Annotated in this window: 29 protein-coding genes and 3 tRNA genes; 27 read left to right on the top strand and 5 right to left on the bottom strand. The window is 68.5% G+C overall.

Annotated features, from left to right (window positions below):
• Nucleotides 1–14 precede the first annotated feature (14 nt).
• Nucleotides 15–2,057 (bottom strand): P-loop NTPase fold protein, encoded by a 2,043-nt coding sequence (locus O7619_RS30080; protein ID WP_282284882.1) that lies wholly within the window; start codon nucleotides 2,055–2,057, stop codon nucleotides 15–17.
• Nucleotides 2,058–2,778: 721 nt separating this feature from the next.
• Entirely contained in the window at nucleotides 2,779–3,201 is a 423-nt protein-coding gene (locus tag O7619_RS30075; RefSeq protein ID WP_282284881.1) for a GntR family transcriptional regulator, read from the bottom strand.
• 574 nt (nucleotides 3,202–3,775) lie between these two features.
• Between O7619_RS30075 and O7619_RS30070 the strand changes: the two genes are divergently transcribed.
• From O7619_RS30070 to O7619_RS30055, 4 genes are all read left to right on the top strand, one after another.
• Entirely contained in the window at nucleotides 3,776–4,081 is a 306-nt protein-coding gene (locus O7619_RS30070; protein ID WP_282284880.1) for a hypothetical protein, read from the top strand.
• A gap of 91 nt (nucleotides 4,082–4,172) precedes the next feature.
• Nucleotides 4,173–4,418: a precorrin-4 C11-methyltransferase gene (locus O7619_RS30065; protein ID WP_282284879.1), complete on the top strand. Its 246-nt coding sequence runs from the start codon at nucleotides 4,173–4,175 to the stop codon at nucleotides 4,416–4,418.
• A gap of 142 nt (nucleotides 4,419–4,560) precedes the next feature.
• On the top strand, nucleotides 4,561–5,373 hold the full coding sequence (locus O7619_RS30060) for a GntR family transcriptional regulator (protein ID WP_282284878.1): 813 nt from the start codon (nucleotides 4,561–4,563) through the stop codon (nucleotides 5,371–5,373).
• The gene (locus O7619_RS30055) at nucleotides 5,361–6,137 is read left to right on the top strand and encodes a glycosyltransferase (RefSeq protein ID WP_282284877.1); all 777 of its coding nucleotides are present in this window, start codon (nucleotides 5,361–5,363) and stop codon (nucleotides 6,135–6,137) included. The genes O7619_RS30060 and O7619_RS30055 overlap by 13 nt, the downstream gene beginning before the upstream one ends.
• On the opposite strand, the gene O7619_RS30050 is transcribed toward O7619_RS30055, so the two are convergent.
• Both O7619_RS30050 and O7619_RS30045 read right to left on the bottom strand, forming a co-directional pair.
• Nucleotides 6,121–6,576 (bottom strand): hypothetical protein, encoded by a 456-nt coding sequence (locus O7619_RS30050; protein WP_282288993.1) that lies wholly within the window; start codon nucleotides 6,574–6,576, stop codon nucleotides 6,121–6,123. The two genes, O7619_RS30055 and O7619_RS30050, sit on opposite strands and share 17 nt — an antisense overlap.
• A gap of 145 nt (nucleotides 6,577–6,721) precedes the next feature.
• The gene (locus O7619_RS30045; protein ID WP_282284876.1) at nucleotides 6,722–7,537 is read right to left on the bottom strand and encodes a TIGR02391 family protein; all 816 of its coding nucleotides are present in this window, start codon (nucleotides 7,535–7,537) and stop codon (nucleotides 6,722–6,724) included.
• A gap of 167 nt (nucleotides 7,538–7,704) precedes the next feature.
• Here O7619_RS30045 and O7619_RS30040 point away from each other — a divergent pair, with 167 nt between their 5' ends.
• The 8 genes from O7619_RS30040 to O7619_RS30005 all read left to right on the top strand — a co-directional run bounded on the left by O7619_RS30040 (nucleotide 7,705) and on the right by O7619_RS30005 (nucleotide 14,361).
• Complete coding sequence (locus O7619_RS30040; protein WP_282284875.1) at nucleotides 7,705–8,100, top strand: transcriptional regulator; 396 nt, start codon at nucleotides 7,705–7,707, stop codon at nucleotides 8,098–8,100.
• Nucleotides 8,101–8,401: 301 nt separating this feature from the next.
• Nucleotides 8,402–9,979: an FtsK/SpoIIIE domain-containing protein gene (locus O7619_RS30035; RefSeq protein WP_282288992.1), complete on the top strand. Its 1,578-nt coding sequence runs from the start codon at nucleotides 8,402–8,404 to the stop codon at nucleotides 9,977–9,979.
• On the top strand, nucleotides 9,976–10,230 hold the full coding sequence (locus tag O7619_RS30030; RefSeq protein WP_282284874.1) for a hypothetical protein: 255 nt from the start codon (nucleotides 9,976–9,978) through the stop codon (nucleotides 10,228–10,230). The genes O7619_RS30035 and O7619_RS30030 overlap by 4 nt, the downstream gene beginning before the upstream one ends.
• A 4-nt stretch (nucleotides 10,231–10,234) precedes the next feature.
• Nucleotides 10,235–10,426 carry a hypothetical protein gene (locus O7619_RS30025; protein ID WP_281586585.1) on the top strand — a complete coding sequence of 64 codons (192 nt, stop codon included), beginning with the start codon at nucleotides 10,235–10,237 and terminating at the stop codon, nucleotides 10,424–10,426.
• On the top strand, nucleotides 10,423–10,983 hold the full coding sequence (locus tag O7619_RS30020; RefSeq protein ID WP_282284873.1) for a DUF2637 domain-containing protein: 561 nt from the start codon (nucleotides 10,423–10,425) through the stop codon (nucleotides 10,981–10,983). The genes O7619_RS30025 and O7619_RS30020 overlap by 4 nt, the downstream gene beginning before the upstream one ends.
• Entirely contained in the window at nucleotides 10,980–12,746 is a 1,767-nt protein-coding gene (locus tag O7619_RS30015) for a replication initiator (RefSeq protein WP_282284872.1), read from the top strand. Before O7619_RS30020 ends, O7619_RS30015 begins: the two co-directional genes overlap by 4 nt.
• Nucleotides 12,743–12,928: a helix-turn-helix domain-containing protein gene (locus tag O7619_RS30010; RefSeq protein WP_018784531.1), complete on the top strand. Its 186-nt coding sequence runs from the start codon at nucleotides 12,743–12,745 to the stop codon at nucleotides 12,926–12,928. The genes O7619_RS30015 and O7619_RS30010 overlap by 4 nt, the downstream gene beginning before the upstream one ends.
• Complete coding sequence (locus O7619_RS30005; RefSeq protein ID WP_282284871.1) at nucleotides 12,925–14,361, top strand: tyrosine-type recombinase/integrase; 1,437 nt, start codon at nucleotides 12,925–12,927, stop codon at nucleotides 14,359–14,361. The genes O7619_RS30010 and O7619_RS30005 overlap by 4 nt, the downstream gene beginning before the upstream one ends.
• A 530-nt stretch (nucleotides 14,362–14,891) precedes the next feature.
• Here O7619_RS30005 and O7619_RS30000 read toward each other — a convergent pair.
• Nucleotides 14,892–15,338, bottom strand: coding sequence for a hypothetical protein (locus O7619_RS30000; protein ID WP_282284870.1), 447 nt, complete (start codon nucleotides 15,336–15,338; stop codon nucleotides 14,892–14,894).
• Nucleotides 15,339–16,366: 1,028 nt separating this feature from the next.
• On the opposite strand from O7619_RS30000, the gene O7619_RS29995 reads away from it, so the two are divergent.
• From O7619_RS29995 to rplL, 15 genes are all read left to right on the top strand, one after another.
• Nucleotides 16,367–18,895: a bifunctional diguanylate cyclase/phosphodiesterase gene (locus tag O7619_RS29995; RefSeq protein WP_282284868.1), complete on the top strand. Its 2,529-nt coding sequence runs from the start codon at nucleotides 16,367–16,369 to the stop codon at nucleotides 18,893–18,895.
• Between the two features lie 96 nt (nucleotides 18,896–18,991).
• Nucleotides 18,992–19,064: transfer RNA gene (locus tag O7619_RS29990), tRNA-Thr, on the top strand.
• Between the two features lie 25 nt (nucleotides 19,065–19,089).
• A tRNA-Met gene (locus O7619_RS29985) sits at nucleotides 19,090–19,162 on the top strand.
• Between the two features lie 131 nt (nucleotides 19,163–19,293).
• Nucleotides 19,294–19,461 (top strand): 50S ribosomal protein L33, encoded by a 168-nt coding sequence (rpmG, locus tag O7619_RS29980; protein ID WP_013288652.1) that lies wholly within the window; start codon nucleotides 19,294–19,296, stop codon nucleotides 19,459–19,461.
• A 121-nt stretch (nucleotides 19,462–19,582) separates the two neighbouring features.
• Nucleotides 19,583–20,029 (top strand): MaoC family dehydratase N-terminal domain-containing protein, encoded by a 447-nt coding sequence (locus O7619_RS29975; protein ID WP_282284867.1) that lies wholly within the window; start codon nucleotides 19,583–19,585, stop codon nucleotides 20,027–20,029.
• A gap of 2 nt (nucleotides 20,030–20,031) precedes the next feature.
• Nucleotides 20,032–20,424 carry a MaoC family dehydratase gene (locus O7619_RS29970; RefSeq protein ID WP_282284866.1) on the top strand — a complete coding sequence of 131 codons (393 nt, stop codon included), beginning with the start codon at nucleotides 20,032–20,034 and terminating at the stop codon, nucleotides 20,422–20,424.
• Between the two features lie 127 nt (nucleotides 20,425–20,551).
• Nucleotides 20,552–20,624, top strand: a tRNA-Trp gene (locus tag O7619_RS29965).
• Nucleotides 20,625–20,840: 216 nt separating this feature from the next.
• Nucleotides 20,841–21,245: a preprotein translocase subunit SecE gene (secE, locus tag O7619_RS29960; RefSeq protein ID WP_282284865.1), complete on the top strand. Its 405-nt coding sequence runs from the start codon at nucleotides 20,841–20,843 to the stop codon at nucleotides 21,243–21,245.
• 35 nt (nucleotides 21,246–21,280) lie between these two features.
• Nucleotides 21,281–22,003: a transcription termination/antitermination protein NusG gene (gene nusG / locus O7619_RS29955; protein WP_091065737.1), complete on the top strand. Its 723-nt coding sequence runs from the start codon at nucleotides 21,281–21,283 to the stop codon at nucleotides 22,001–22,003.
• A 149-nt stretch (nucleotides 22,004–22,152) separates the two neighbouring features.
• On the top strand, nucleotides 22,153–22,584 hold the full coding sequence (gene rplK, locus O7619_RS29950) for a 50S ribosomal protein L11 (RefSeq protein ID WP_091065740.1): 432 nt from the start codon (nucleotides 22,153–22,155) through the stop codon (nucleotides 22,582–22,584).
• Between the two features lie 83 nt (nucleotides 22,585–22,667).
• On the top strand, nucleotides 22,668–23,384 hold the full coding sequence (rplA, locus tag O7619_RS29945) for a 50S ribosomal protein L1 (protein ID WP_282284860.1): 717 nt from the start codon (nucleotides 22,668–22,670) through the stop codon (nucleotides 23,382–23,384).
• A gap of 82 nt (nucleotides 23,385–23,466) precedes the next feature.
• Nucleotides 23,467–24,363 carry an ABC transporter ATP-binding protein gene (locus O7619_RS29940; RefSeq protein ID WP_282284859.1) on the top strand — a complete coding sequence of 299 codons (897 nt, stop codon included), beginning with the start codon at nucleotides 23,467–23,469 and terminating at the stop codon, nucleotides 24,361–24,363.
• Nucleotides 24,360–25,052 carry a hypothetical protein gene (locus O7619_RS29935; protein WP_282284857.1) on the top strand — a complete coding sequence of 231 codons (693 nt, stop codon included), beginning with the start codon at nucleotides 24,360–24,362 and terminating at the stop codon, nucleotides 25,050–25,052. Before O7619_RS29940 ends, O7619_RS29935 begins: the two co-directional genes overlap by 4 nt.
• Before the next feature lie 318 nt (nucleotides 25,053–25,370).
• On the top strand, nucleotides 25,371–25,919 hold the full coding sequence (gene rplJ / locus O7619_RS29930) for a 50S ribosomal protein L10 (protein WP_281586599.1): 549 nt from the start codon (nucleotides 25,371–25,373) through the stop codon (nucleotides 25,917–25,919).
• A gap of 53 nt (nucleotides 25,920–25,972) precedes the next feature.
• Nucleotides 25,973–26,362, top strand: coding sequence for a 50S ribosomal protein L7/L12 (rplL, locus tag O7619_RS29925; protein WP_281586600.1), 390 nt, complete (start codon nucleotides 25,973–25,975; stop codon nucleotides 26,360–26,362).
• Nucleotides 26,363–26,501 lie beyond the last annotated feature (139 nt).

Here is a 26,501-nt window from a genome sequence, read left to right as displayed (position 1 = left end):
CCGCTGCGCACCGTCTAAAGCTCTCTGGGTCTCCAGCCGTCCAAATACCTACCCGCAAGTGCTAGCGACTCGACATCTTCGTCAGTCGCGTCTGACTCCAGAGCAGAAGGCAACAACTCGCTGCGTATTCTATTTTCAGATCCCAGAATCTCGACAAGCCCATCCCAGTAGAGACGCGGCTCTACCGTTACCCTCGACGAACCTAATAGCGAAGACTGAACATCTGACCGCGATGAGCGCAGGAGCGCGATAGAAAAGTTCGGCTCGCGCAGCCACGCTGGGGGAACCGTCCAGGACGGGTCCACCCGCTTACGAGCCCAACGTAGCAGCTGGGAGGACTGCTCCGATGCCGCAAGCTCAGCTGGCGAAGAGGAAAGGATCTCCTGCGCTAAGGATCGCTCAAGCTGAGTCGCGACCTCAGAGGGGATTAGCTTGTGGCCAGCGTTTTCTTCATGCCCAACAGTTCTAAGAAGCGAGAGTTTCCCCGGCAAGTTGTGAATCTGAGAAAGGGATTCTTTTACAAGCTCCACTCTCAGCCCTTGCTCCTCAATCTTTCTGATCAGGCGAAGCACGACCCGGGAAACTCGTAGCTCAGGCCCGAAGTCGAATACGCCTGAAGGTTCTCTCCGTAGCCTCGGCAGTTGATTAAGTAGCGGAGCGATGCCGTTTCGGGCATGCTCGGGCTCGAATTCGTTTTCGAAAAGCTCAAGACTTTCGATCAATTCTTCCGCTCGTTGCGCGTTAACATTCTGCAACATCTCCTGGAAGTCTTCGCTCGATGAGCCCATGGCCCTGTAGAGCTTTTCGACCATTGGCAACGTCTCCGTCATCCCGAGGCTTGATCGATAGAGGTAGCTATCGAGGTGGTCTCTGTGTGCCACACGTTTAGCGCGCAACCAGGTGCTCGCGAAATCAGAAGCGTACCTAGCGCCCTCCATATGCCGCAGCGCCGCAGGGAAGAGTAATCTCACGATTTCCCGCAGGGTGCCTGCGTGTTCAGGAGACGACCCGACGAACTTGGTTACCTTCTCTTTGAGTTGCTCCTCCTTGCTCCCTCTGCTATCACTGAGGTCGGTCAGCGCCTCCGCACTCTTTTGGAGAAGTCTGAATGATTCTGGGACAAAGATGCGAAGCGCCTCTAGGGCCAGAATGTCTGGCGTTGATACAGCGCTTTCCAGGGAACGGATTACCGCAGAGACAGAAGCGACGTAATGCTTAACATCTCGAACCGTTGAAAGCAGTGGCTCAATGATCCCGAAGTAGATGGCGGACCACCGATCGGGATCAAAGGTCGGATCTTCTGAATCTCCTAGCGCCGCCTGAAGTCGTTTTAGGAATATAGCGCGAAGGGCGGTAGGTGGTATTGCGGGAACCTCGTGCATTACTTGGACGATTTTTTCCAAGTAGGCGCGTCCGGAAACGTTGTCGTGCTCAAGTGCCCGTTCAACCTGCTGCCGGTCGAACGCAAGAAGATAGACGAAGTTATCGAAACCTCCGGTCAGTCGAACGAGTTTCAGAACCTCGCGGATTGAAGATGCCTCTAGGCGATCGATATCATCGATCGCTACAACCACGAGCTGGTTAGACTCTTTAAGAGCGGCCTGTAGCTGGTTTCGCTTTTGCGCCACGCCAGTGTCTTGGCGCCCTGCTTTCCGGATTGCCTGCGCCGTACCGCTCATCCCCGCGCCCACTCGGTCAATCCATGTGCCTGCAAAGGGGATGAACTTGAGCGGCGAAAGCACAGCCCCATATTCATCTAGACGCTGGGCGACACGTTGTAGGCGTGGCTCTTTCACCTTGACCTGGTTAGATAATTCTGAGAAAAAGAAGGACACAAGCTGGTCCGTCCCGGAGAACAGCCATGGGTTGAACTGAAGGAAGGTAACTTCCGACTTGAGGAGTTCTTCTTCGATCATCTTCAGCAGGGAGGTTTTGCCTATGCCCCAAGGTCCGGTTATGCCAATAACCGCCCCACCCCGCGTATCGATTGCTGCAACGTCCTGAGATATTGCCTTGGCCAGTCTCCTTCGGTTAAGAAGATCTCCCGAGCTATCCACCGGCTGGTCATTATCGATTGTATTTGCGGTGCCCGCTTGAGACATTTCGCTCGCTCCCGATATTCAAGATGACTGGGGAGGTTACCAGTGAGGAGGTCGGAAAAAAGACATGCATCAAATAGCCGACAGACAAAGCGGTGGACGGTCATCAGTTGTAGGCCAGCCCTGCCCGTGGTGTGGTGCTACCTGTTCGGTAGCCACATCAAGACAGAGCATCCCGCACTTGGACGACAACTTCGATGGCCCCGACTGTTCCCATCCGATATGCCCGCGACCTGCCCCTTCAGGAGAGTGGGCTGTCGTTCGGCCCGCCCGTCAAGTCGACCTTGACGGGTGTACAGACGCTGGCGGTTCAGGCGCGTCTGCTCGGCTTGCCGGGGTCGATGGCGGGCGGAATGGCCTGCCGCAACTACTCAAGGACCGCGACCCGCCAACGGTGCCCTGGCCATCCTGGGCGGGAGCGCCCCCGTCGAAGGCGCATAGCCGCAGCTCTGACCGCCGCCAGTTTGACGACCGCTGTCGTGCCTACCCTGCGCCGTGCGGACTCGCGGCCGCGGCCCGGCCGGCTGCCGGCCGACCACAGCGCTCTCCGCGCCAGCCGCCGGGCGTCAGGCGTGTCGACCCCAGAGCGACGGCGGCGGCGGTGGGCGCGTGCCTAGGCGGCGACGAAGCGGCCCGCTCATGGCCACCTTGGAGAGGGTTCAAGGTGCGGCAAAGGGACCTACTGTGGTGCTTCAGGTAGCCGGTAGATCCTGACGACGGCTTCGACCGCTCCATTCATCACAGTGATGTTCTGTTGTTCGACCAGGGCTGCACCTACGTCGACAGCGAAGAGCGTTGCAAGCTCCGGATCGGCTGCCACTTGCCGCTCCCGTGTCTCAACCTTGGGAACTTCGCCTGGTCTGTCCTCTGGGCGATATGGGTTGGCGTATGTGCCGCGGCCGTGTTCGGTCGCGACCAAATTCTCATCCCGCAAGACGGCGATGGCCTGGCGGATTGTTCCACGACTCGACCGAAACTCGGCGGTAAGCGTGCTCTCCGCCGGCAAGAGGCTGCCCGACGGGATTACTCCGCTCTCGATGCGCCGCCTCAGTTCGTTGGCGATGGTGCGGTAGCGGGGCTGTCCGTAGTGCGGGGTGGGCACCTGCCTACCGTACATGGCACTTGTCTTACCAAGTGCCAACCAAACGACCCGTTTCGACGTCTAGACAACTCGTCCACTTGTAGATACGTTTCGAGGTGTGCGGCCAGGGTGACGGCTCGTGTCAGGGGTGGTCTCGCGCCGGCCCTGGTCGCACCTGATGCGCGGCGTCCTGTCGGACCGGTTGCGGTAGCCGCGCGGACAAGTTGGCTCGGCGATACCCGGCCCGTCCCGTCGGACGGTGCGCCGTGCCTTCATCCGAGCCGGTGGCCGGCTGCAATTCCCCCGTGCTCGGCCGCCAGCTCTCTTCTACCTGTGGAGGTGCGATGTCCAGCCGTCCTCATCGACGCCGCCGGCTCTCCCCGTGGTGGCTCCGAAAGCGGTACCCGACGCAATCGGGCATGGGCAGTGTCCAGGCGGGTGCGCGGCCGGCGGTCCCGATGTCGGCGCGATGGTCGGTAGAGCAGACGAGCGAGTCGTCCGCGTTGCCGCCTACCCTGCTGATCACGCAAGTCCAGGTCTACCGGGACGGCGTCGGGCGATGGCCGCGGTGACGTCTACAAACGAGCGCGCTGACGTGACGATCCATCCGGACTGGTGTGCCCCCGATCGCTGCGGTCACCTCGTGCCGCCGCTGATGACGGAGATGACTCGCAACCATCGCGGTGCGATGCACCGGATCGGCAACGCTCGTGCGGGCGGGATGGTGGTCGCGTACCTCGTCGGCGTTGACGCTCGGACGCCCCTGGTCGCGGTGCATGCGACGTGCCGGGCTGGTATCGGCTGGGGTGAGCTGTCCCTGACGCAGGCCGTTCGACTGGCCGAATGTCTGCGCGGCCTGGTGATCGAGGCGGGCGTAGATCCCGGGAGCCATGATGACTGATTCAGAGAGCATGCCGAAGTACGCCCTGGGGTCGGTGACTGACGTCGTTGGATGCCCCGCGTGGTGCCAAGGGTGCGGGCCGGATGACCCGATGCACCGAGGTTTCCTCGCCACCGTCGGTCAGGAGCGGACGGGCTGGGTCAGCGTTCAGATGCTGCTCGACCGGTTCGGGCGACGGGACCTGGCCGTGAAACTCGACGCCACCCGCGACGGCGTGATCCAGCCCGTCCTGCTCGATCGGATCCGTCTGGACCGACTCATCTACGAACTGACCTACGTCCGCCTGGTGATGATGACCAAGGGCCTACATCTGGAAGAAGACGATGAGCACTCGTAAGCATCGGCGTACCGGCCGGCCTCCCTCTCCGGCTGGGCGACAGACCAAGCGGCCTGCGCCTCCGGTCGCCCCGCTCCCGGAACGTCCGGCTAGGGGGACCACCTGGCAGTCGTTGGAACGTCTTGGGGGTACGGTGTCCGGTATGCAAGGCCGGGACTGGCGCCCTCGCTACCTGCAACTCGCCGAAGAGTTGCGGGTAAAGATCATGAGCGGAGAGATGGCTCCGGGCACGCTCATGCCGAGCGAGACCGAGTTGGCGGAGTCGTCCGGCCTCTCCCGCACCAGCGTCCGCAATGCCATCCGGCAGCTCCGGGAATGGGGCCTGGTCCGGGCCGAGCAGGGGCGCGGGACCTACGTCCGGGCACCTCGGCAGCGGGTACGCCGTCGCAACAATGAGCGGTACCAGTGGGAAAAGGATCGGGTCCTGCTCGACGAGGGCGAGCGGCTGAAGACCGGCGCCACCGAGCACGACACCGGCCTGACCGTCGACGACCTAAAGTTCCACGCCGAATACTCGCGGGTCGAGGCTGATACGGAGATGGCGGCGGCCTTGCAGGTCGAGCCAGGCACGCCGCTGCTGCGCCGGGTCTACTGGACCTCTTCCCGCCACGAGAGCGCGCCGCTGACCGTGTCGTACTCCTACCTGCCCTACGACCTGGTGGCCGCGAACCCGGACCTGCTCGACGAGGGCAAGGAACCGTGGCCGGGCGGCACCCAACACCAGCTCTACACGCTCGGCATCGAGCTGGACCGGATCGACGACGAGATCCGGGCGCGTCCGCCTTCCCCGGATGAGGCCGAACTCCTGGACATCGACCCGGGCGTCTCCGTGCTCACCGTGCGCAAGACCTCGGTCGACACCACGGGCCGGGTCGTCGAGGTCGCCGACGTGGTGATGCCGGGTGACCGGACTGAGCTCGTGTACTCCCACAAACTCCAGCGGTGGAAAACTTGACGCAGCTCGTCTCGGTCGTAACTCCGGTCCATGCGCCTAGCATCGAGCACCTTGCTGGCGCCTACGCGTCGTTGGCCAAGCAGGAAATGCCCACCGGGTGGGACTGGCAATGGCTCGTCCAGGAGGACGGGCAGACCGGCGCCTTGGCCGACGCGCTGCCTGACGATTCCCGGATCAGTCTCGGTACCGGCCGTCCCGGTGGGCCTGGTGTTGCCCGCACCCTCGCCCTTTCCCGAGTCGCCGGGCAACTCATCAAGGTCTTAGACGCTGACGACCAGTTGACCCTCGGTGCGCTCGCCCGGGACATCGCCGCGTTCGACGCGCACCCGCAGATCGGTTGGACCACCTCGCGGGTACTCGATCTGCTGCCCGATGGCTCGACCGCCGGGTGGGACAAGGACCCGGCCGGCGGGGTCGTCGACCGCGGCGCGGTCCTTTCGTTTTGGCAAGCCAACGACTACCGGGCATCGGTGCACCCGGCGACGCTGTGCCTGCGGCGGGATCTCGTCTTCGCCCTGGGCGGCTGGATGGCGCTTCCTGCCTCCGAGGACACGGGTCTGCTGCTCGCCGCCAACGCCGTCAGCGCCGGCTACTTCACCCGGGAGTACGGGCTGCTCTACCGCAAGTGGCCCGGACAGGTCACCAGCCAAGCCGCGCACCGGGAACCGGCCGAGTATCAGGCCCGAATGAGGATCATCGAGGCCAGGGCCAACGCCCTGGCCTCGATGCTGCCGAACGGTCTACCGCTCACCCCTCTGGCGTAGCCTCATGCCCCGGCATGCCGTGAGTGCGCCGGCGCTCCTTCATCTCCGCCTCGTAGATGTGCCGCCGGCCGCCGGCTAGCTTCTCCCGCGCATCCCGCTCGATCTCCTGGAACGCGGCGTAGTAGCCGTCGTCGAACTCCTCCATGATCTGGAAGGTCCAGCGGCCCGGTAGCAGGTTGCGCCCCAGCAGCTCTTGCTCGACCCGGTCTGCCATTTCCCCGTGCCCCGCCTCGCGGAGCAGCTTCACCACGCGGTCGAGAGTGAGATCCGCACCGCCGACAAGCTGGTGTACCGAGTACAAGTGACCGCGTACACGGTGGATCGTCTCCAACGCCTTGCTTAGCTCACCCAAAGCATCGACAGTCGTATCGTTCAGTCCAGGCTGGCGCTGGTGCGCCTCGTCGACCGCTCGTCGCTCTTCATTCTCTGACACGGGCATGCCAGTACCCAGAATCAGGCATACCTCACGCGGCATGACGGAGTGCTGTGGCGTGCAGGGCTTACGGAGGTCCTTGATCACCGTGACGACGATGATGTTCTGAACGACAACCCGCGCGTCATGCATGCAGAAAACTCGATCTCGGTTAAGACTGGTCCTTGTCATTCACGGTTGCGATTGCGGTCAGTTCGCACTCGTCGACCCACTTTGCGAGCAGGCTGAGCACAGCCATCCGCTCCAGCGCCGCCTGTTCGCTGATTTCCTCTGTTCCGTGGGTCGCCGAATTGCGAATGGTCATCTGGACGCCTGGAGCAAATTGCCGAAGGCCGTCGTTCATGGTCTTGACATCACGGTCGCTCGCCAACCCCGGCCACCTCAAGCGGGGCTTCCCCGGACTCGGATCCCGCTCCGAGAAAACTTCTTGCCACAGCGCTGTCTCCGCGACGTCATTTCTTCCCGTGCGTGCTTTCACCACCGCGACCACGCCCTCCGCTGCGGCAGCGACGGCGTGGCGGTAATGGCCGTCGCGCCAAAGCTTTCCCGCCGCGCTCCATACAACAGGATGCATCGCCTCGACCCCGATGGGCGGATGTGCCTCAGCTTCGGCTTTGGCGATCATGGATTCCAGGCGTCCAAGAATTTGATCGCAGATCCCCAGGACATTATTCGGTTCAACAATCGGCTTTGGGTCGGTGATTGACGCCCAGTTGGCAATCGGGTCAACCTGTCCGATGCCTTGGACCATCATGTAGCTATTGGTTAAAGGGACTGCCTCCAGCGCTCGACCTGCTGCGCGCGAGACTTGAGACCGCACCTTGGCAATTTCTGCGGGGTCTGCGCCATCGAGAGGAAATACGGCTGGCGCAATGCCGCGAGCCAATACCTTATTTTCCGTGTGAAGCTCCATAAATCGGGAGAACTCTGTCCGAAAGCTCACAACTGCGTCCGCAACGAACTTCAAGTACTTGGGGCTCCTCCGCGCTTCCATCGCTTGATGGTGCCCCATGACGGTTGGGCTCCGAGGGCGGCCCCGAGATTCGCCGACGCTACTTGTTGACTTGTCTGCCAAGTGCCGTCTACCTTGGAGTCTCAACTTGGCAGACATGCCAACAACCTGGAGGTTGCGCGATGGCTCTGCGTGGCGGTACGAGGTTCGCCGTGCGTTGTGAGGACGTGTTCCCTGCGGGATGCGCCCTGGTCCCCGAGTCCCTCGGTGAGGTCGAGGACTACGACGAGAAAACCGGCCGGCGTAGCCCGGCGAAGGACAAGCTGACCGGCCAGCGCGTGTGGCAGGTGCGAGTGATGGACCTGGACCCGGAGCTTGGCAAGCGCTCCCGGGAGACGACGGTCAAGATCTCCGCCGACCACCAGCCGGTCCCGCCGACGGGCGCCCCGTTCGAGGCGGTGGAGTTCGACGGCATGACGATCACGCCATACGTGACCAACAACAACCGGATGGCGTACTCGCTGCGGGCGACCGGCATGCGCGCTCCGGCGGGCGTGGCCAAGAAGGCGGCGGCGTAGCCGCATCTGGTGGGGGCGGGGCTGTCAGGTCTTGGCGGACGGCAGCCCCGCCCTCTGTCTCTTTCCCCTGCTCTGTCGAGAGAGGTAGTGACGTGTCCAAGCGTAGGCGTTCGCCTGCCCCGGCTCAGCCTCGGTGCGGCGTGTGTCAGTCCCGGTTCGACCCGGCCGGCGGTGCGGCTCACCGCTGCCCGCTCTGCATCGGGCAGCTCGTTCTTCCCTTTCCGCCGGTCCGGGACTCGTCGGGTCGGTTCGTGTCGCTGCGGGGTGCGCGATGATGCGCCGGCCGCGTGGCGAGGTGGTGATGACGACCGCCGGGGATCTGATCGTGATCCGGCCGAAGCGGTTCGAGCTGCCGATGTGGGCTTCCGTGCTCGTCCTGGTGTTGCGCTGGCTCGCCCGGGGCTGCTGGTGGTGCCTGCGTCACCCGGTCACCGTCGGCCTGGTCGTCCTCTACGCCGACTACGGCTGGGCGGGCCTGGTCGTGCCGCTGGTCCTGGCGTCGGTGGTGTCGGCACTGTGGCGGTGGCGGGACGAAGCGTCCTGGTGGCGGTGGTGCGCCGGGCCGCTGCTCGGCCGGTTCCGTCAGGTCTTCGTCTACCGGCGAGCGTGGCGCGAGGCCATGACCCTGTGCGGCCTGGCCGAGACGTACGACCATCGGACCGTCCTGCCCGAGCTGCTGCGCGTGCGCTCGGATCAGGCCCTCGACGTGCTGACCATCCGCATGGTCCGTGGGCAGACCCCGGCCGACTTCCAACGGGTCACGGCAAACCTTGCGTACGCCTTCGGCCGGCGGCACGCCCGGATCTACTCCGAGCGGCCCGACGACCCGCCGGCCCGTACCGGCTACTGGGCGCTGCTGCTGGGCTGGTTGGACCGGGTGCGGTTCCGGGACCGGCCGACCGTCGTCTACCTGGTCGTCGTCCGCACCGACGCCCTGCGGCCCGTCGTGGCGCCGTTCGACGCCCCGGCCGTCCCGGACCTCACCGCTCTGCCGCTGGCGCGGCGGGAAGACCTGGGCATCTGGTCCTTGCACCTGCTCGCCACGCACGTCCTCATCGGCGGGGCCACCCGGTCCGGCAAGGGCTCGGTGCTCTGGTCGCTGGTCCGCTCGCTGGCCGGCGGCATTACCTCCGGCCTGGTCCGGCTCTGGGTGATCGACCCCAAGGGCGGGATGGAGTTCGCCATGGGCCGGCCGCTGTTCGCCCGGTTCGCCTGCAAGTCCTTCGATGCCATGGCCGACCTCCTCGACGAGGCCGTCACCGTCATGCGGGAGCGACAGACCCGGCTCGCCGGCACTGTCCGGGTGCACACCCCGACCGAGGCTGACCCCCTGGTCGTCGTCGTCATCGACGAGATGGCCGCGCTGACCGCGTACCTGCAAGACGTCGACCTGCGCAAGCGCATCGCCGGCTCGCTCGGGCTGCTGCTGTCCCAGGGCGCCGGCGTCGGAGTCCTGGTGGTCGCCGCGTTGCAGGACCCCCGCAAGGAGGTGCTGCCGTTCCGGGACCTGTTCCCGACTCGCATCGCGCTCGGCCTGACCGAGGCGGCTCAGGTCGACCTCGTGTTGGGCGACGGTGCCCGCAACCGGGGCGCCCTCGCCGACCAGATGCCCCGATGGGCCAAAGGCGTCGGCTACGTGATCCTCGACGGCACCCCGGAACCGATGCGGGTCCGGTTCTCCTACGTCACCGACGACCACATCCGGGAACTGGCCCAGCAGTACCCGGCCCCGGCCGACGCCGCGGACATCCTCGCCCAGGTCGGCCGCGAGTCGACGCCCGAACCGGTCCGGCCGGCCCTGCCCCGGCAGCGTCGCGGGCCACTGCTGCCCGACGCACTGCGCAACATCCTCGACGCCGACGGGGATGAGTCGCGGTGACCGCCCCGACCTTCTACCGGCTCCGCGCACCCAACCCGGACGGCGCGAGCAGCACTGCGGTGTCCGTCCGCGTCGACCCCGACCGGCCCGACCCGTACCCGGTCTATCTCGCCGTCGGCGGTGGCCGGCGCCGCATGCACCTGACCCCCGACGAGGCGTGGGCGCTCTGGCGCTGCCTCTCCGAAGCGGTCGCCTCCCTCGGCGACCCACCCGACCACATCCGTACCCGCGTCAACCCGGACCGGAGGTAGCCCGATGTCCCTCAAGCGCTTCTTCCTCGGCACCCACCGCCTCAAGCCGCTGAACATCGACCTGGACGGCTCCCCGGACCGGCTCGCCGCCGCCCTGCACGGCTTGGCGCACATGGTCCGCCGCCGGGACGACCTCGACGGGCAGCGCATCCGCATCAACGTCACCATCCGCATCCCCGAAGGCGACTTCGAATGATCCGCCACCGAGCCGAGTCCGGCGTCCGGGTGCTGATCCTGCTCGCCATCGGGACCATGGCCGGCGCCGCCGCGTTCACCCACGTCCATGACCTGACCGTGGCCCACGGCCAGCCCGACTGGATTGGCTGGGCCAACGCCGTGGCGGTCGAGCTGATGGCGATCTACCTCGGCCTGGAACTTCGCGCCCGCCGTCGCGCGGGTCGCCCGGTCGGCCTGGTCGGCGTGCTCCTGGTCGCGTTCGCCCTGCTCTCCCTCGCCGCCCAGGTCGCGGAAGCCGAACCGTCCGTGTGGGGCTGGATCGTGGCCGCCGTGCCGTCGCTGGCGTTCCTCGCCCTGGTCAAGGTCGTCCTGTCCAGCCCACCCGCCCCGGCACCCGAACCGGACCAACCGCCGGTCGACTGGACCTCCGAGGTCCCGGCGCAGGCCGTCACCGAGCCTGAGCCCCAGCAGCCGACCATGCCCGCTCCGGCGGTCCGCCCGGCACCGGCCGCGGTGCTGCCTCCGCTGGGCGTCGTCCAGCCCAACCGACCCCAGGTCGTCGGGATCATCCGATGACCGCTCCCACCCTGCCCGGCCTCGCCCCGGCCGCCCCGACCCCGGTTGCTCCTCGGCCGGGGTCGCGGGCGGCCCGCATGGCACTACCCCGCTCGGTCGACGTGCTCAAGGAGATCGCCGCCGAGTACGGCGTCTGCGTGCGCCCCCTCGCCATGCGTCGCACCGACCTCGACACCGGCCTGACCGAGGTCATCGACCTGCCCTGCGGCGCGACCCGCGAGGACAAGTGCGCGCCCTGCGCCAAGAAGAACCGCCGGCTACGGCAGGCCCAGATCCGCGAGGGCTGGCACCGTGACGACGAACCGCTACCCGGCCCGGAACCCGCGACCGAGGCGCAGAAGTCCCTGATCCTGTTCCGCGCACACCTTGAGTTCTCCCGCGACGAGGCCGTACGCGGCGCCCAGTGGGATCAGGTGACCGACCTCGACGAGGCGATCCGTGAGGTAGAGGAAGCCATCGCCGCTGAAGGTCTGCGCGGGCGCGTCGGGCCACCCCAGGCCACCGACGACGAGGACTCCGACGGCGAGCCCGGCCGCCGGCGCAAGCGCTCCACCAAGCGACGTCAGGACGCCCCCGAGCTACCTCGGCGCAAGGTCGAGCGGCGCACCGTCGGCAAGACCTACACCGCTCCGGACGGCGCGACGTTCCGGCCGTCGATGTGGCTCACGCTCACCCTCGACTCGTACGGCCCGGTCCGCCCCGACGCCACCCCGCTCAACCCCGACCGGTACGACTACCGCCGTGCCGCCTGGGACGCCGTGCACTTCCCGCGTCTGCTCGACCGGTTCTGGCAGAACCTGCGCCGCTGTGAGGGCTGGAACGTCCAGTACGCCGGCTGCGTCGAGCCGCAACGCCGGCTCGCCCCACACGCCCACTTCGCCATCCGGGGCACCATCCCCCGGGACGTGCTGCGCACCGTCGCGGCGGCGACCTATCACCAGGTGTGGTGGCCGGCGGTCGACGTCCAGCGCTACACCCTCGACCGGCTCCCGGTCTGGGACGAGCAGGCGGCGGCGTGGGTCGACCCGGACACCGGGCAGCCGCTGACCACCTGGACGGAAGCCCTCGACGCCATCGACGACGACCCGGACGCCGAACCGGTGCACGTGGTTCGCTTCGGCGCCCAGGTCGACGCCCGCGGCGTCATGCCCGGCACCGAGGACGCCGAACGGACCATCCGGTACGTCACGAAATACATCACCAAGCACACCGGCGACGTCCACAAGGCGACCACCGACCGGCAGCGCAAGCACCTCGACCGGCTCTGGCAGCAACTCCAGCTCACCCCCTGCACCGAGCGGTGCGCCAACTGGCTGCTCTACGGCGTCCAGCCCAAGAAGGCACACGCCAAGCTCAAGCCCGGCCGCTGCAAGGGCAAGGTCCACCAGCGCGACACCCTCGGCATCGGCGGCCGGCGCATCCTCATCTCCCGCGACTGGTCCGGCAAGACCCTCGCGGACCACAAGCACGACGCGCGGGCCTGGGTGCGGGCACTGCTCGGCGCAACTACCGACAGCGCCACGGCCGGGCAGCTCGTCGACGACCAGGGCGCCACCGCCGAACGGGTCCGGCACGCCTGGGAACTCGCCCGACCCGACGACCCCGATGTGGGACCGCTGGCCCACCGGCTCATGCGGTCGATCAGCGAACGCGCCCGCTGGCGCTCAGAACTGCTCGCCGCCAAGGACCGGGCCGCGCAGGGGTCCGCAGATCTTTCGGCAACTCAGCACAGCGCACAGCACGACGGGGAGGAGACGCAGTGAACGAGGAGTTGTTGACCGTGCCGGAAGTGCTCGCCGAACTGCGGGTGCCGCGCTCGACCTGGTTCTACTGGCGCCAGACCGGAAAGGGGCCACGGGTCATCAAGCTTCCGAACGGGCAGCTTCGGGTACGCCGGTCGGCGCTCGGTCGGTGGCTCGGTGAGCTGGAGCAGGACGCGGCGTGAAGAGCTACGAGGTCCAGATCTGGGAGATCGGCAAGCGCGCTGACCGGAAGGCTCGGCCCTGGCGGGTCCGCTGGGCGGTGAGCGGCCAACGCTTCGAGGAGATGTTCCGTACCAAAGCCCTGGCGCACTCGTTCCGCGCCGAGCTGGTCCAGGCAGCCAACGCGGGGGAGCCCTTCGATCCGGCCACCGGCCGCCCGGTCTCCGAGGCCAGAACCAGGAACCCCACCACCTGGTACGCCCACAGCCGCGCGTACATCGAGATGAAGTGGCCCCGGGCAGCGGCCAAGACCCGGCGGTCGATCGTCGAGGCGCTGACCTCGATCACGGTGACCCTGACCCGCCCGGCCAAGCGGGGCCGACCGGCTGACGCCCTGCTCCGTGAGGCGCTGTACCTCTACGGCCTCAACCCGCGTCGCTGGTCCGACGAGATCCCCACCGAGCACGCGGCGGCCCTCGCCTGGCTGGAAACCGCGTCCCTCCCAGTCGTCGAGCTGGACTCGCCCGCGATGGTCCGCCGCGTGCTCGACAGCCTCTGCGTACGCCTCGACGGCAAGCCGGCGGCTGCCTCCACTGTCCAGCGGAAGCGGGCCACCTTCTACAACGTGCTCGGGTACGCCGTCGAGCTGGAGCTGATCGACTCCAACCCGGTCGACAAGGTCCAGTGGACCGCTCCCGAGGTTGCCCAGTCCATCGACCGGCGGGTGGTGGCGAACCCGGCCCAGGTCGCCACGCTGCTGGAGGCGGTCAAATCTCTCGGCAAACGGGCCGACAAGGTCACGGCGTTCTTCGGCTGCCTCTACTACGCGGGCATGCGGCCCTCGGAAGCGGCCGATCTGCGGCGGGAAGACTGCGACCTTTCCGGCCGGTGCGCCGACTGCGGCGCGGACTTCGACGACCTGGCGGCGGTCAAGCCTTCCCGGTCCTGCGATCACGAGAAGATCGAATATCGCTGGGGCCGCCTGGTGCTCGCCGGCACCTCACCGCGCGCCGGCTCCCACTGGACCGACGATGGCGGCTCCCACGAGCGGCGCGGACTCAAGCACCGGGGGAAGGCCGAGACTCGGACGGTTCCGGTCCCGCCTCGGCTCGTTGAGCTGCTGTGCGCGCACGTCGAGAATCACGGGATAGGTCCGGATGGTCGGTTCTTTCGGGGCCTGCACGGCGGGCCGCTTTCCGAGTCGGTCTACGACCGGTGGTGGAAGCTCGCCCGCGAGAGAGCGCTGACGGAATCTCAGGTCGCGTCGCCGCTGGTACGTCGGCCGTACGACCTGCGGCACGCGGCGGCCTCGCTCTGGCTGAATGCCGGCGTCCCGCCGACCGAGGTCGCCCGGCGCCTGGGCCACGGCGTCGCCGTCCTGCTCCGCGTCTACGCCAACTGCATCGACGGCGGCGACGACACCATGAACGACAAAATCGGTGACGCGCTGCGGTGACGCGGCTGGATGGACGGGCTATGGCAGAGTCGGGACGTGCGCGGTACTCGACGGTTACTCATCGGGGGACTGTCCGCCCTCTTGGCTGGCGGGTCCTCGGTGTGCACGCTGCTCGCGACCCCGGGAACTGCGCCAGAGTCCTTCCAAATTTGGATGGTCGGCCTGGCTGGGGTGCTCGGGGCGCTGGGCGCACAGGCAGCAGCTTCGCTCGGGTCGCCGAGCCTTTTAAAAAAAATCGGCTCGTCCTAACTGCTTGGACACTCAGGCGAACCTGGCTCGGTGTTTGAGGCGGCTCGCTGCGCTGCCCCCCGGGTTGGATGGCGTGGGCAGATGGTGGGCGATCCACCGATCAGTACCCGCCGGGTTGGGAGAACCAGCAGCTCAACGCAGTTGACCCGTGCAAGATCGCGGACCCCCTGTAAATCCGTCGCGAAAGCTTCAGAGGTTCGAATCCTCTACCCGCCACCAGGTGCAGAAGCGGCCCCTGACCAGCAGAGATGCTGATCAGGGGCCGCTGTCGTCGGTCCGGCTCACGCCTCCGGCGGTGTTGCCTCGTGCCCCGGCCTGCCGTGGGTGCGGCGCCGCTGCTTCATCTCGGCCTCGTAGATGTGCCGCCGGCCCCCGACCAGCTTCTCCCGGGCGTCCCGCTCGATCTCCTGGAACACGGCGTAGTAGCCGTCGTCGAACTCCTCCACGATCTGGAACGTCCATCGTCCGGGTAGCAGGTTGCGTCCCAGCAGTTCCTGCTCGACCCGGTCGGCCATCTCGTCGTGGCCGGCCTCGCGGAACAGTTGCACCACCCGGTCGAGGGTGAGGTCCGCGCCGCCGACGAGCTGATGGGCCGAGTAGAGGTGACCGCGTACGCGGTGGATCGTCTCCAGGGCCTTGCTCAACTCGCCGAGCGCTTCGATCGTGGTGTCGTCGACGCCCCGAGGTCGGGCGTGGTGACGGTCGACGGATGCTTCCTCCTCGCGCATGGATGCGTCATACCCGGCAGGAATGTCCCTTATTCGACCGGCGGGGCGGCCTCGGTCCGTCGCGCGACCGCACCGTCAGCTCGATGCCGGGAGTCCGCTGGCGCGGCCGGGGCCTCGGCGATGGCGCCGGAGGGTGCTGTCGTTCGGCGGACTGGGTGCGGTTGTTGTCGTCAGGGCGACGACAAGTGCACCCAGATCAGGCGCATGGGCGGTGACTCGGGCCGGTGACGACAGCCGTGTGGGTGGAGTCGGTCATCGTCGGGTGCTCCGGAAATCAGGAGACACGCTACGGCTGTCATATCCGACATCAACCGATATTTGTGAGGCGGAGCGGATAATTCAGGTGTCAATCGCACCGTGAACGAACGTTTCCATGCTTCTGCACGAGGATGCGACGAAGGTGATGCATGACTGATGATTCACTCGGGTTCGTAGGCGTGAAACCTTGCCTCAGACATCGATGATGGTGGAGGCTGTCCGGGGAGCCGGTCCGCGGGGAGGCGGGTCCTCCACTGTGGTCGGGGGTCGCGACCGGCGGGCCTGACAGGAGAATCAGGCCTTACGCACGGTTTACGTGTGAAGTCGTTGTGCGCGCTTTGCGTAGCGACCGCGGGGCTGATCGTCACGTCGCCCTGGGCCGGAGGTCGTAGCCAGCCTGTCGAACGGATGATTTCCTGGTCCGGTCACCCCTAGCAGGGGTCCGCACCGCTGTTGCGGGTGCCTGCCGTGTGGCACGATCGTGGAACCTCCACCATCGCTGTAACTCTCCCGACAGGAGCAATCATGTCTGGTCGAAGGTTGGGCCGGCTGCTTGGCTCGCTTCTCGTTCTCGCCACCCTCCTCGGTGGTGTCGCTGGGGTCGATTTCGATGGCAGCAACGGGGGCATTCAAACGCAGGACTTCGTGTGGAACTGACCGGCTTTTCCGGTCGTTGACCGTTTGGGGCCCGGCTGCCGCCTCCATGTGACGGCCGGGCAAACGGCTCGCGTCGGCGGCGAAGCGGTGCACCGCCAACCCGAAGGAGCGGCATGATCGGTCGCGGCCAACCACGCCGCCGGTCGTCCGAGGACGCCTGGATCATCACGGCGCCGATGGCGTTGATCGCCGTCGCCTGTTCCGTCGTCACCGGCCTGGTCTCCGATCATCCCGTCGGCAGGTGGCCGCAGGCGGCTCTTCTCCTCGGCCTCATGGTGGTCGCGGGGATGCCGATGCTGAGCCTGGTCGTGCGTCGGCACTCGGTCGCGATCACCCTCACGGAGCTGCCCCTGGTCCTGGCGCTCTTCTTCCTTCCGCCGCTGACGGTGGTGATCACGTACACCGCGGCGACGCTCATCGCCCACATCCGGCACCGGTTCTCGGCGCCGAAGGTCTGGTTCAACGGCGCCCGCGCGGCAGCCGGCACCTCGCTGGCCGTGCTGCTGCTCCAGGCGCTGCCGCCGATGTCGGGGGTCGGTCCGCGGACCTGGCTGAGCATCTTCGCCGCCGTCGGTGTGGTGATGCTGGTCAGCATCACGGCCGTGGTCGCCGTGCACACGCTGCTGCACGGCTGGCAGACCGGCCGGGGTGCGCTGCGCAGCGCCAGGACGGCGCTGCTGACCGCCGCGATCAACGTGTGCATCGGCCTGATCATGCTGATCCTGGTGCGCAGCAACTGGTGGTCGGTGCTGCTGCTGGCCGGGCTCGGCATCGGCCTGGTGCCGGTCTACCGCTCATACTCCCAGTTCTTCCGGCAGCACCGCACCCTCACCGATCTCTACGAGCTGACGCGGGCCGTGGTGGAGAGCGGCCAGAGCGGCACGCTTGCGGACGCCCTGCTCGTCCGCGTCCGTGCCCTGATGCAGGCCGAGTACGCCACGCTCTGGGTGCCGGCGCAGAGCCGCCACCCGGAGACGTTGCTGACCTCCCGGGCCGACGACCCCGGGCTGCTGGACGTGGCGCACACCCCGCAGGCGTTGCGCGACAAGGTGCGCAGCACCCGGCGTACGGTCGCGGTGGGACACGGCGTGACCACGGACGGTGAGTTCCGGGCGGAGCTGGGGGAGCGGCGGATCAAGGACGCGGTCGCGACGCCACTGCGGTCCGGGCAGGTGGTGATCGGCACCCTGGAGGTGGCCAACCGGGTGGGCGACGGCAACCACTTCACCGCGGCCGACATCGCCCTGCTGGAGACGGTGGCGGCGCACGCCGCCGTCGCCCTGGAGAACTCCCGCCTGGTCGACCGCCTCCGGCACGACGCCGAGCACGACGCGCTCACCAAGTTGCCGAACCGCCGGCGGCTCACCGCCGCGGTGGCCGAGGCGGTCAAGGTCGGCGCGCCGGACGAGGTGGTGGCGCTGCTGCTCTTCGACGTCGACCGGCTCCGCCAGGTCAACGAGTCGCTCGGCCACGCGGCCGGTGACAAGGTGCTGATCGAGGTGGCCGAACGGCTGCGGGCCTGCGCTCCCTCGTCCGCGCTCGTGGGCCGGGCCGGTGGCGACGAGTTCCTGGTGACGCTCCGGCTGGAGAGCGCCGACGCGGCTCTGGAGCTGGCGGCCCGGCTCCGGGAGCAGATCCGGGACGAGATGGTCTTCGACGCGCTCACCCTGGACGTGGACACCGCCGTCGGCGTGGCCGTCCACCCCGACCACGGCAGCGACGCGGTGGCCCTGCTCCAGCGGGTCGACCTGGCTGCCAACGCGGCCAAGTCGGTGCCGGGCAGCGTGCAGCTCTACAGCCCGGCGCTGGAGTCGCGCTCGCTGCGCCGGCTCGGTCTCGCCGGCGACCTGCAACGGGCGCTGGCGGACGGTGAGCTGGAGGTCTACTTCCAGCCGAAGGTCACGCTGGGGGACCGCCGCCTGGTGGGCGTGGAGTGCCTGGCCCGCTGGGAGCACCCGGCGCACGGCACGGTCGCGCCGGACGACTTCGTGGCGGTGGCCGCGCACACCGGCCAGCTCGGCCGGCTCACCGAGTTCGTGCTGCGGGAGAGCCTGCGGCGCAGCCGCGACTGGAGTCACGGCGAGCGGGCGCTCTCCGTGTCGGTCAACCTCGCCGCCCGTACGCTCAACGACCAGCACTTCCCGGCGTTGGTCCGGGATCTGCTGGCCGAGTACGGCGTACCGCCGCAGCGGCTCACGCTGGAGATCACCGAGTCCGGCGTGCTGGACGGCACCGAGCGCCCCATCCCGACCCTGCGGAGCCTCCGTGACCTCGGGGTCCGACTGGCGGTGGACGACTTCGGCACCGGCAACTCGTCCCTGGCCCAGCTCCGCCGGTTGCCGGTGCACGAGGTCAAGGTGGACCGGTCGTTCGTGCAGGGGATGGCGACCGACCCGGGTGACCTGGCCATCGTCAACGCGGTGGTGACGCTTTCGCAGCAGTTCGGCCTGACCGTGGTGGCCGAGGGGGTGGAGAGCGAGCTGACGCTGGAACTGCTCCAGGACATCGGCTGCGAGATCGGCCAGGGCTACCTGTTCAGCCGGCCGCTGCCGTACGAGCGCCTGGAGGCGTGGTTCGGCGCCCAGGTCGACCCCGAGACGGTCGTCGCCGGCGAGCTGCCGCGCCTGCGTGTGGTGCCCTGAGCAGGTACGCCACCTGTCGGGGGGATCCGATTTCACCTCGCCGACGCGGTCGTGTACTGTTTCCTCTGCGCGACACCCCCTGGGGTGATCGGGCAGGCCCCCTTAGCTCAGTCGGCAGAGCGTCTCCATGGTAAGGAGAAGGTCTACGGTTCGATTCCGTAAGGGGGCTCAGAGGGTCCGGCTGGACCCGCCACGGCGGTGTAGCTCAGATGGCAGAGCAAGCGGCTCATAATCGCTGTGTCGCCGGTTCAAGTCCGGCCACCGCTACTCTCGTCCTCCGGGCCCGCCCGGTGGCCGGTGGGATGGGCGCCACAGGCGCCCACTTTGCATGTCCGCGGCGTCAGCACGTAAGCTGACACGCCGTAGTTGATACCCGTGAGCGAGGAAGGCACTCCGCCGTGGCGAAGGCGACCGATGTCCGGCCGAAGATCACTTTGGCGTGTGTGGAGTGCAAGGAGCGTAACTACATCACGCGCAAGAACCGCCGTAACGACCCGGACCGCATCGAGCTGAAGAAGTTCTGCCCCCGGGACGGCAAGCACACCGTCCACCGCGAGACCCGCTGACGCACGGCCGGCGCCGCCGGCCCGCAGCAGCTTCACCGACGCCGATCCGCCCGGTCGACGGCCCTGGAGGGCCAGCCGACCGCTCGGATCGGCGTTTGTGCTCTACGTGTAGGTTCGCGGCATGTCCCTGGACCCGTCCTTCGTCGGCCGGACGTATCCGCCGACCGCCCCCTACCAGGTGGGCCGAGAAAAGATCCGCGAGTTCGCGACCGCCGTCGGCGCGACCGACCCGGCACACCACGACCCGGAGGCGGCCCGCGCGCTCGGCCACCCCGACGTGGTGGCGCCGCCGACGTTCCCGGTGATCGTGACGATGGCGGCCAATCGGCAGATCGTCGAGGACCCGGAGCTGGGCGTCGACTACAGCCGGGTGGTCCACGGCGACCAGCGGTTCGCGTACACCCGACCGGTGGTGGCCGGGGACGAGCTGGTGTGCGTGAACACCATCGAGGACGTCAGCAGCCGGGGCGGCCACGGCTTCCTGACCACCCGCACCGACGTGCGCACCTCCGACGGTGAGCCGGTGGTCGCGGTCTGGTCCAAGATCGTCGTACGCGGGGAGGCGTGAGGATGGAACTGCCCGTCCAGACGTACCGGGTGAACCGGGCGGACCTGGTCCGCTACGCGGGCGCCTCGGGGGACTTCAACCCGATCCACTGGAGCGACCGGACCGCCACCGGGGTGGGCCTGCCCGGGGTGATCGCCCACGGCATGTTCACCATGGCCCTGGTCGGCCGCGCGGTCGCCGGCTGGGCCGGTTCGCCGGACGCGGTGGTCGACTTCGGCGTCCGCTTCACCCGGCCGGTGGTCGTCCCGGACACCGACGAGGGCACCGAGATCGAGGTCGCCGCGGTGGTCAAGGAGGTCACCGAGGCGGGTCTGACCAGGCTCGACATCACCGCGACGTGCCAGGGCGAGAAGGTGCTCTCGCAGGCCCGGGCGCTGATCCGCACGTCTCGCTGAGGATCGACCCGACGCGCGTGGGGTGGACCGGTTGGGAAAGTCGTACGACTACCCGTACACTGGTCCGCCGTGGGGCAAGTGACCCCCGCTCGGCACCACGTGTCCGGGTGGAGGTGAGTTGTCGCACAGGGGTGTAGCTCAATTGGCAGAGCAGCGGTCTCCAAAACCGCAGGCTGCAGGTTCAAGTCCTGTCACCCCTGCGCCTCAGGCCTGACCGTTCCCGTGGGTCGCGCCGCCGTCAGCGGTGGCGTCCGGCCCGTGGTGGTGGCATCGGTGGGGTGGTCCCGAGGCGTTCGGGGCCCTCCTGACCGGTCCGCCGGCCGCGGCCCGTCGCGGGACGGTTGGTCCGGCCGGCGTGACCAACACGCCGCGTACGCCGTCCGGCGTGCGACCCCATACCCCGCACGGAGGGCGAAGTGGCCGAGAAGAAGCGGCGCGGCGAGGACGACGGCGACGAGCGTCTGAACGACGACGCGACTGTCGACGGCGTGGCCGACGACGACGTGGCCGACGACGCCGCCGACGTGGACGAGCCGGTCTCCCGGGGCGGCACGGCGACCCGCAAGCGGGCCCACGCCGAGCCCGCCGAGGGCCGGAAGACCCGTAAGGACACCGAGCGGATCGGGCTGTTCGCCCGCATCGCGCGGTTCTTCCGCGAGGTCGTGGCCGAACTGCGTAAGGTCATCTGGCCGACCCGCAAGGAGCTGCTGACCTACACGGCCGTGGTGGTCACCTTCGTCGCGGTGATGCTGGCGATCGTGGCCGGCCTGGACTACGGCTTCGCCAAGGCGGTGCTGTGGGTCTTCGGCAACCCCAGCTGACCTGCGGACAGCGATACTGACGGAAGTGAGCGAGCGTGCCTGAGTACGACGAGACCGCCGAGACCCCGGACGAGCAGTCCGCGGTGGCGACGGCGGACAGCAACGAGTCGGTCGAGGCCGCCAGCGAGCCGGAGTTCCCGACCACCGAGCCGGCCCCGGACGAGGACTTCGATCCGGTGGCCGAGCTGCGCCAGAAGCTGCGCTACGCGCCCGGCGACTGGTACGTGGTGCACTCGTACGCCGGCTACGAGAACAAGGTCAAGACCAACCTCGAGACCCGGATCACGTCCCTCGACATGGAGGACTACATCTACCAGGTCGAGGTGCCGACCCGGGAAGAGGTCGAGGTCAAGAACGGCAAGCGGTCGCAGGTCCAGGCCAAGGTCTTCCCGGGCTACATCCTGGTCCGGATGGAGTTGACCGCCGAGTCCTACTCCTGCGTCCGGAACACCCCGGGGGTCACCGGCTTCGTCGGTGCCACCGACCGGGCCGACCGGCCGGCGCCGCTGAGCCTCGACGAGGTGCTCAAGTGGCTCGCCCCGGCGGTCGAGACCGAGCAGAAGAAGGCGAAGCCCGAGGTCAAGGTCCTCGACTTCGAGGTCGGTGACTCCGTCACCGTCACCGACGGCGCGTTCGCGTCGCTGCCGGCGACGATCAGCGAGATCAACGCCGATCAGCAGAAGCTCAAGGTGCTGGTGTCGATCTTCGGCCGGGAGACGCCGGTCGAGCTGAACTTCAACCAGGTCGCCAAGATCTGACGTACGTCCGCACCGGCGGTCGGCCTTCGCGGGCCGGCCGCCGGTGTCGTGTCGGACTGCGCTACTCTTGAACGTCGGCCGTCCGCACCGCGCTGACCGTGCGCGCCCGCGGACGGCGAAAATCCCGGTTCCAAGCCCCAGGAAGAGACATGCCTCCGAAGAAGAAGCTCGTCAAGACGTTCACGCTTCAGCTGCCGGCGGGCCAGGCCACCCCGGCGCCGCCGGTCGGCCCCGCGCTCGGCCAGCACGGCGTGAACATCATGGAGTTCTGCAAGTCCTACAACGCGCAGACCGAGTCCCAGCGGGGCGACGTCGTCCCCGCCGAGATCAGCGTCTACGAGGACCGCACCTTCACCTTCGTGCTGAAGACCCCGCCCGCCGCCCGGCTGCTGATCAAGGCCGCTGGCGTGCAGAAGGGCTCGGGCGTCCCGCACAAGGAGAAGGTTGGCTCGGTCACCCGCGCCCAGCTGCGCGAGATCGCCGAGAAGAAGATGGCGGACCTCAACGCCAACGACATCGACCAGGCCGAGAAGATCATCGCCGGCACCGCCCGGTCGATGGGCCTGACCGTCGCCGACTGATCTCGCTCCACCGCTCCACCCGATCCGTTCGTGGGAGGGCCGCGATGCCGCGCGCCCGCCAGAGACCACAGGAGTCACCAGAAATGCAGCGCAGCAAGAGCTACCGCAAGGCCGCCGAGGTCATCGACCGGTCCAAGCTCTACGCCCCCGCCGAGGCCGTCAAGCTGGCCAAGGAGAACACCAACGTCAAGTTCGACGCCACGGTCGAGGTCGCGATGCGCCTCGGCGTCGACCCCCGCAAGGCGGACCAGATGGTCCGCGGCACGGTCAACCTGCCGCACGGCACCGGTAAGACCGCCCGCGTGATCGTCTTCGCCGCCGGCGCGAAGGCCGAGGAGGCCGCCGCGGCGGGTGCGGACGAGGTGGGCACCGACGAGCTGGTCGCCCGCATCCAGGGTGGTTGGCTGGACTTCGACGCGGCCATCGCCACGCCGGACCAGATGGCCAAGATCGGCCGGATCGCGCGGATCCTGGGCCCGCGCGGCCTGATGCCGAACCCGAAGACGGGCACCGTGACCATGGACGTCACCAAGGCGGTCGCGGACATCAAGGGCGGCAAGATCACCTTCCGGGTGGACAAGCACTCCAACCTGCACCTGATCATCGGCAAGGCCTCCTTCTCGGAGACCCAGCTGGTGGACAACTACGCCGCGGTGCTGGACGAGGTGCTCCGCGCCAAGCCGTCCGCGGCCAAGGGCACCTACCTCCGGAAGGTCACCCTGACCACCACCATGGGTCCGGGCGTCCCGGTCGACCCGAAGGTGGTCAAGAACCTCCAGGAGGGCTCCGCCGAGAGCTGAGCACGCGCGCTTCCCGGACGGGGCCCCGCCACCACGCCGTGGCGGGGCCCCGTCCGTCTGTCCGGTGTGGCAGGCTCGGCGCATGCGGTTCGACGGGGTTTGGCTCCGCTACCACAGGCGAGGCCCGTGGGTGTTGCGGCAGGTCGACGCGGCGATCAACCCGGGTGACGTCGTGGTCGTGCTCGGCCGTAACGGGGCGGGCAAGTCCACGCTGCTCCAGCTCGCCGCCGGGGTGTTGCGTCCGGGCCGGGGCCGGGTGGTCGACCGGCCGGCCGCCGTCGGTTGGGTGCCCGAGCGTTTTCCGGCCGACCAGCCGTTCACCGTCGGGGCCTACCTGGCCGCGATGGGCCGGGTCGCCGGCCTGCCCGGGCCCGCCGCCGACCGGGCGGTGCGCCACTGGGTGGACCGGTTGGGCCTGACCCGGTTCCACGACGTGCGCCTGCCTCAACTGTCGAAGGGCACCGCGCAGAAGGTCGGCCTGGCGCAGGCGCTGGTGCGCCCGCCCGGCCTGCTCGTGCTCGACGAGCCCTGGGAGGGGCTGGACGCGGCGGCCCGCGAGCTGGTCCCCGAGCTGATCGGGGAGGTGCTGGCGGGCGGCGGTGCGGTGCTGGTCAGTGACCATCGGGGGGAGACCGTCCGCCTGCCCGGCGCCCGGCATTGGTCGGTCGCCGACGGCACGCTCGCCGAGACGGCGCCGTCCGGGGGTTCGGCCGTCGCCGTGGTCGAGCTGGCGGTGCCGGCCGCGAGGCTCGCCACCACCGTCGCCCGCCTGCGCGCCGACGGCCACCAGATCCTTCGGGTACGCGACCACGCCGTCCCCGCCGCAGCCACGCCCCCGCAGCCGGCGCTCGCCGAGCCGCCGGGCGTTCCGTCCGACGAGACGCCGTCCGTCGACCTCGCGCCGGGTGACGATCCGGCCGGGGAGGTCCCGGCCGTCCGGACGGGCCGGGACGGGACGACATCGGAGGTGAACCGGTGATCGCGCTGGTGCGGATGCGGCTGGCCGGCTTCGTGCAGACCGGGCGGGTGCTGGCACCGATGCTGGCCGGCCTGCTCGCCCTGGGCGTCCTCTACGGCGGCGGTGGCGGGGGCCGGCCCGCGGGTGTCTACGGCGTCTCCGCGGTGGTGATCTTCCCGGTGCTGGCCTGGCAGACCAAGGTCCTGCTGGACGTCGAACCCGACGTGCAGCGTCGGTTGGCCCGGGTCGCCGTCGGGCCGGCCCGGGAACGGGCCGCCGGCCTGCTCGCGGCGCTCGTCGCCGGGCTCGTCCTGGTGCTGCTCGCGCTGGCGATGCCGTGGCCGCTCGGCGCGGTGTCGCTGTCGAGCGGGCCGGAGGGCCGGCCGGCTCTCGTCGGGGTGGCGCTCGGCGTCTGGGCGCACCTGCTCGGGTTGCCCGCCGCGGTGGCTCTCGGCGCGCTGGCCAGCCGAGCGATCACCCGCAGCGCCGGCTACGGCGCGGCCGTGCTGGCGGTCGGGCTGGTCGGGGTGGTGGTGTGCGGGCTGTCCGGCTCGGTGGTGCCGTGGCTGGTCCCACCGGTGATGGCGACCGCGCGGGCGGTCAACGGGCCGATCGCTGCCGGCACCGGCCTGCTGCTCACCGGCTGGGCGGCGCTCTGGACCGCGGTGGTGCTGGCCGGCTACGCCTGGGTGCGGCGCGACCGGGCCTGACCGGCGGGTGACCGGGCGCACCCGGGGGCGATTTGGCGCTCCGGCTCACGTCGCGTAACCTGGTGCGGTAGTTCCACCCAAAGACCGCTGGTCACCGTGCCCCGGCACGGTCGAAGGTCCCGCGACGACGGGCGACCCGCGCAGGGCGGCAAGCGAAACTCGGTGTCACGCACGGTCCGCCGACTGTGCCCCATGATCCCGGCCCTCGCCCCGTGCGCCCCGCGCCGGGGCTTTTTCGTTGTTCGCGGTCCCTCCGCCGCCGTCGCGAGCCTCCGCTCGTCGCGGCGTGCCAGCTCCGAGCAACGAGAGAGGAGGGACATGGCGGACAAGCCGATCCGGGCCGACAAGGCCACGGCCGTCTCCGAGCTGACCGAGAGCTTCCGCTCGTCGGGAGCCACCGTGCTCACCGAGTACCGCGGGCTCACGGTTTCGCAGCTCACCCAGCTGCGGCGCACGCTCGGCAAGGAGACCAGCTACACGGTCGCGAAGAACACGCTGGCCAAGCGTGCCGCGGCCGATGCGGGCATCTCCGGCCTCGACGAGCTGTTCACCGGTCCTACCGCGCTGACTTTCGTTTCGGGTGACGTCGTCGAGGCGGCGAAGGGTCTTCGCGACTTCGCGAAGGCCAACCCGAAGCTCGTCATCAAGGGCGGTGTCTTCGAGGGCAAGGCCATTTCCGCGGCCGAGGTCACGAAGCTCGCCGACCTGGAGTCCCGCGAGGTGCTGCTGGCCAAGCTGGCCGGCGCCATGAAGGGCAACCTGAGCAAGGCCGCGGCCCTGTTCCAGGCCCCGCTCTCCAAGGCCGCCCGCGCGGCGGCTGCCCTGGCGGACAAGAAGCGCGAGCAGGAGGGCGCCGAGGCGGCCTGAGGCCCCGCGGCGCACCACATTCTTAGTTTCCACTTGCAGAAAGGACGCCAGACATGGCGAAGCTCAGCACCGACGAGCTGCTCGACGCGTTCAAGGAGATGACGCTGATCGAGCTCTCCGAGTTCGTGAAGCAGTTCGAGGAGACCTTCGAGGTCACCGCCGCCGCTCCGGTCGCGGTTGCCGCGGCCGGCGGTGCCGGTGGCGCCGCCGCCGCTCCGGCGGAGGAGGAGAAGGACGAGTTCGACGTCATCCTCGACGCCGACGGTGGCAAGAAGATCCAGGTCATCAAGGTCGTGCGCGAGCTGACCGGCCTGGGCCTCAAGGAGGCCAAGGACCTGGTCGAGGCCGCTCCGAAGGCCATCCTGGAGAAGGCCAACAAGGAGACCGCCGAGAAGGCGAAGGCCAAGCTCGAGGGCGAGGGCGCCAAGGTCACCCTCAAGTGACCTCGGTCTGACCTGACGCGCGTCCGGCTCACGTGAGCCGGGGCACACCGCGTCGCGGCGGGCGGTGATCCGGAAGCGGATCACCGCCCGCCGTGTTCGTGCTGTCGGTGGCACCCGCGTGAGCAGGGCGTACAGCATC

This window comes from Micromonospora sp. WMMD998, from assembly GCF_029581235.1.
Taxonomy (GTDB): domain Bacteria; phylum Actinomycetota; class Actinomycetes; order Mycobacteriales; family Micromonosporaceae; genus Micromonospora.
Note: the sequence above shows the minus strand (reverse complement) of the source record. Positions and strands in the feature narration are given on the sequence as shown.

Excerpts from the sequence above, each read along its gene's own strand:
- O7619_RS30065 (WP_282284879.1), top strand. The coding sequence starts at position 4,173 with ATGCACCGAGGTTTCCTCGCCACCGTCGGTCAGGAGCGGACGGGCTGG.
- O7619_RS30060 (WP_282284878.1), top strand. The coding sequence starts at position 4,561 with ATGCAAGGCCGGGACTGGCGCCCTCGCTACCTGCAACTCGCCGAAGAG.
- O7619_RS30050 (WP_282288993.1), bottom strand. The coding sequence starts at position 6,576 with ATGCCCGTGTCAGAGAATGAAGAGCGACGAGCGGTCGACGAGGCGCAC.
- O7619_RS30040 (WP_282284875.1), top strand. The coding sequence starts at position 7,705 with ATGGCTCTGCGTGGCGGTACGAGGTTCGCCGTGCGTTGTGAGGACGTG.
- O7619_RS30035 (WP_282288992.1), top strand. The coding sequence starts at position 8,402 with ATGACGACCGCCGGGGATCTGATCGTGATCCGGCCGAAGCGGTTCGAG.
- O7619_RS30025 (WP_281586585.1), top strand. The coding sequence starts at position 10,235 with ATGTCCCTCAAGCGCTTCTTCCTCGGCACCCACCGCCTCAAGCCGCTG.
- O7619_RS30020 (WP_282284873.1), top strand. The coding sequence starts at position 10,423 with ATGATCCGCCACCGAGCCGAGTCCGGCGTCCGGGTGCTGATCCTGCTC.
- O7619_RS30015 (WP_282284872.1), top strand. The coding sequence starts at position 10,980 with ATGACCGCTCCCACCCTGCCCGGCCTCGCCCCGGCCGCCCCGACCCCG.
- O7619_RS30000 (WP_282284870.1), bottom strand. The coding sequence starts at position 15,338 with ATGCGCGAGGAGGAAGCATCCGTCGACCGTCACCACGCCCGACCTCGG.
- O7619_RS29995 (WP_282284868.1), top strand. The coding sequence starts at position 16,367 with ATGATCGGTCGCGGCCAACCACGCCGCCGGTCGTCCGAGGACGCCTGG.
- O7619_RS29975 (WP_282284867.1), top strand. The coding sequence starts at position 19,583 with ATGTCCCTGGACCCGTCCTTCGTCGGCCGGACGTATCCGCCGACCGCC.
- O7619_RS29970 (WP_282284866.1), top strand. The coding sequence starts at position 20,032 with ATGGAACTGCCCGTCCAGACGTACCGGGTGAACCGGGCGGACCTGGTC.
- rplK (WP_091065740.1), top strand. The coding sequence starts at position 22,153 with ATGCCTCCGAAGAAGAAGCTCGTCAAGACGTTCACGCTTCAGCTGCCG.
- rplA (WP_282284860.1), top strand. The coding sequence starts at position 22,668 with ATGCAGCGCAGCAAGAGCTACCGCAAGGCCGCCGAGGTCATCGACCGG.
- O7619_RS29940 (WP_282284859.1), top strand. The coding sequence starts at position 23,467 with ATGCGGTTCGACGGGGTTTGGCTCCGCTACCACAGGCGAGGCCCGTGG.
- rplJ (WP_281586599.1), top strand. The coding sequence starts at position 25,371 with ATGGCGGACAAGCCGATCCGGGCCGACAAGGCCACGGCCGTCTCCGAG.
- rplL (WP_281586600.1), top strand. The coding sequence starts at position 25,973 with ATGGCGAAGCTCAGCACCGACGAGCTGCTCGACGCGTTCAAGGAGATG.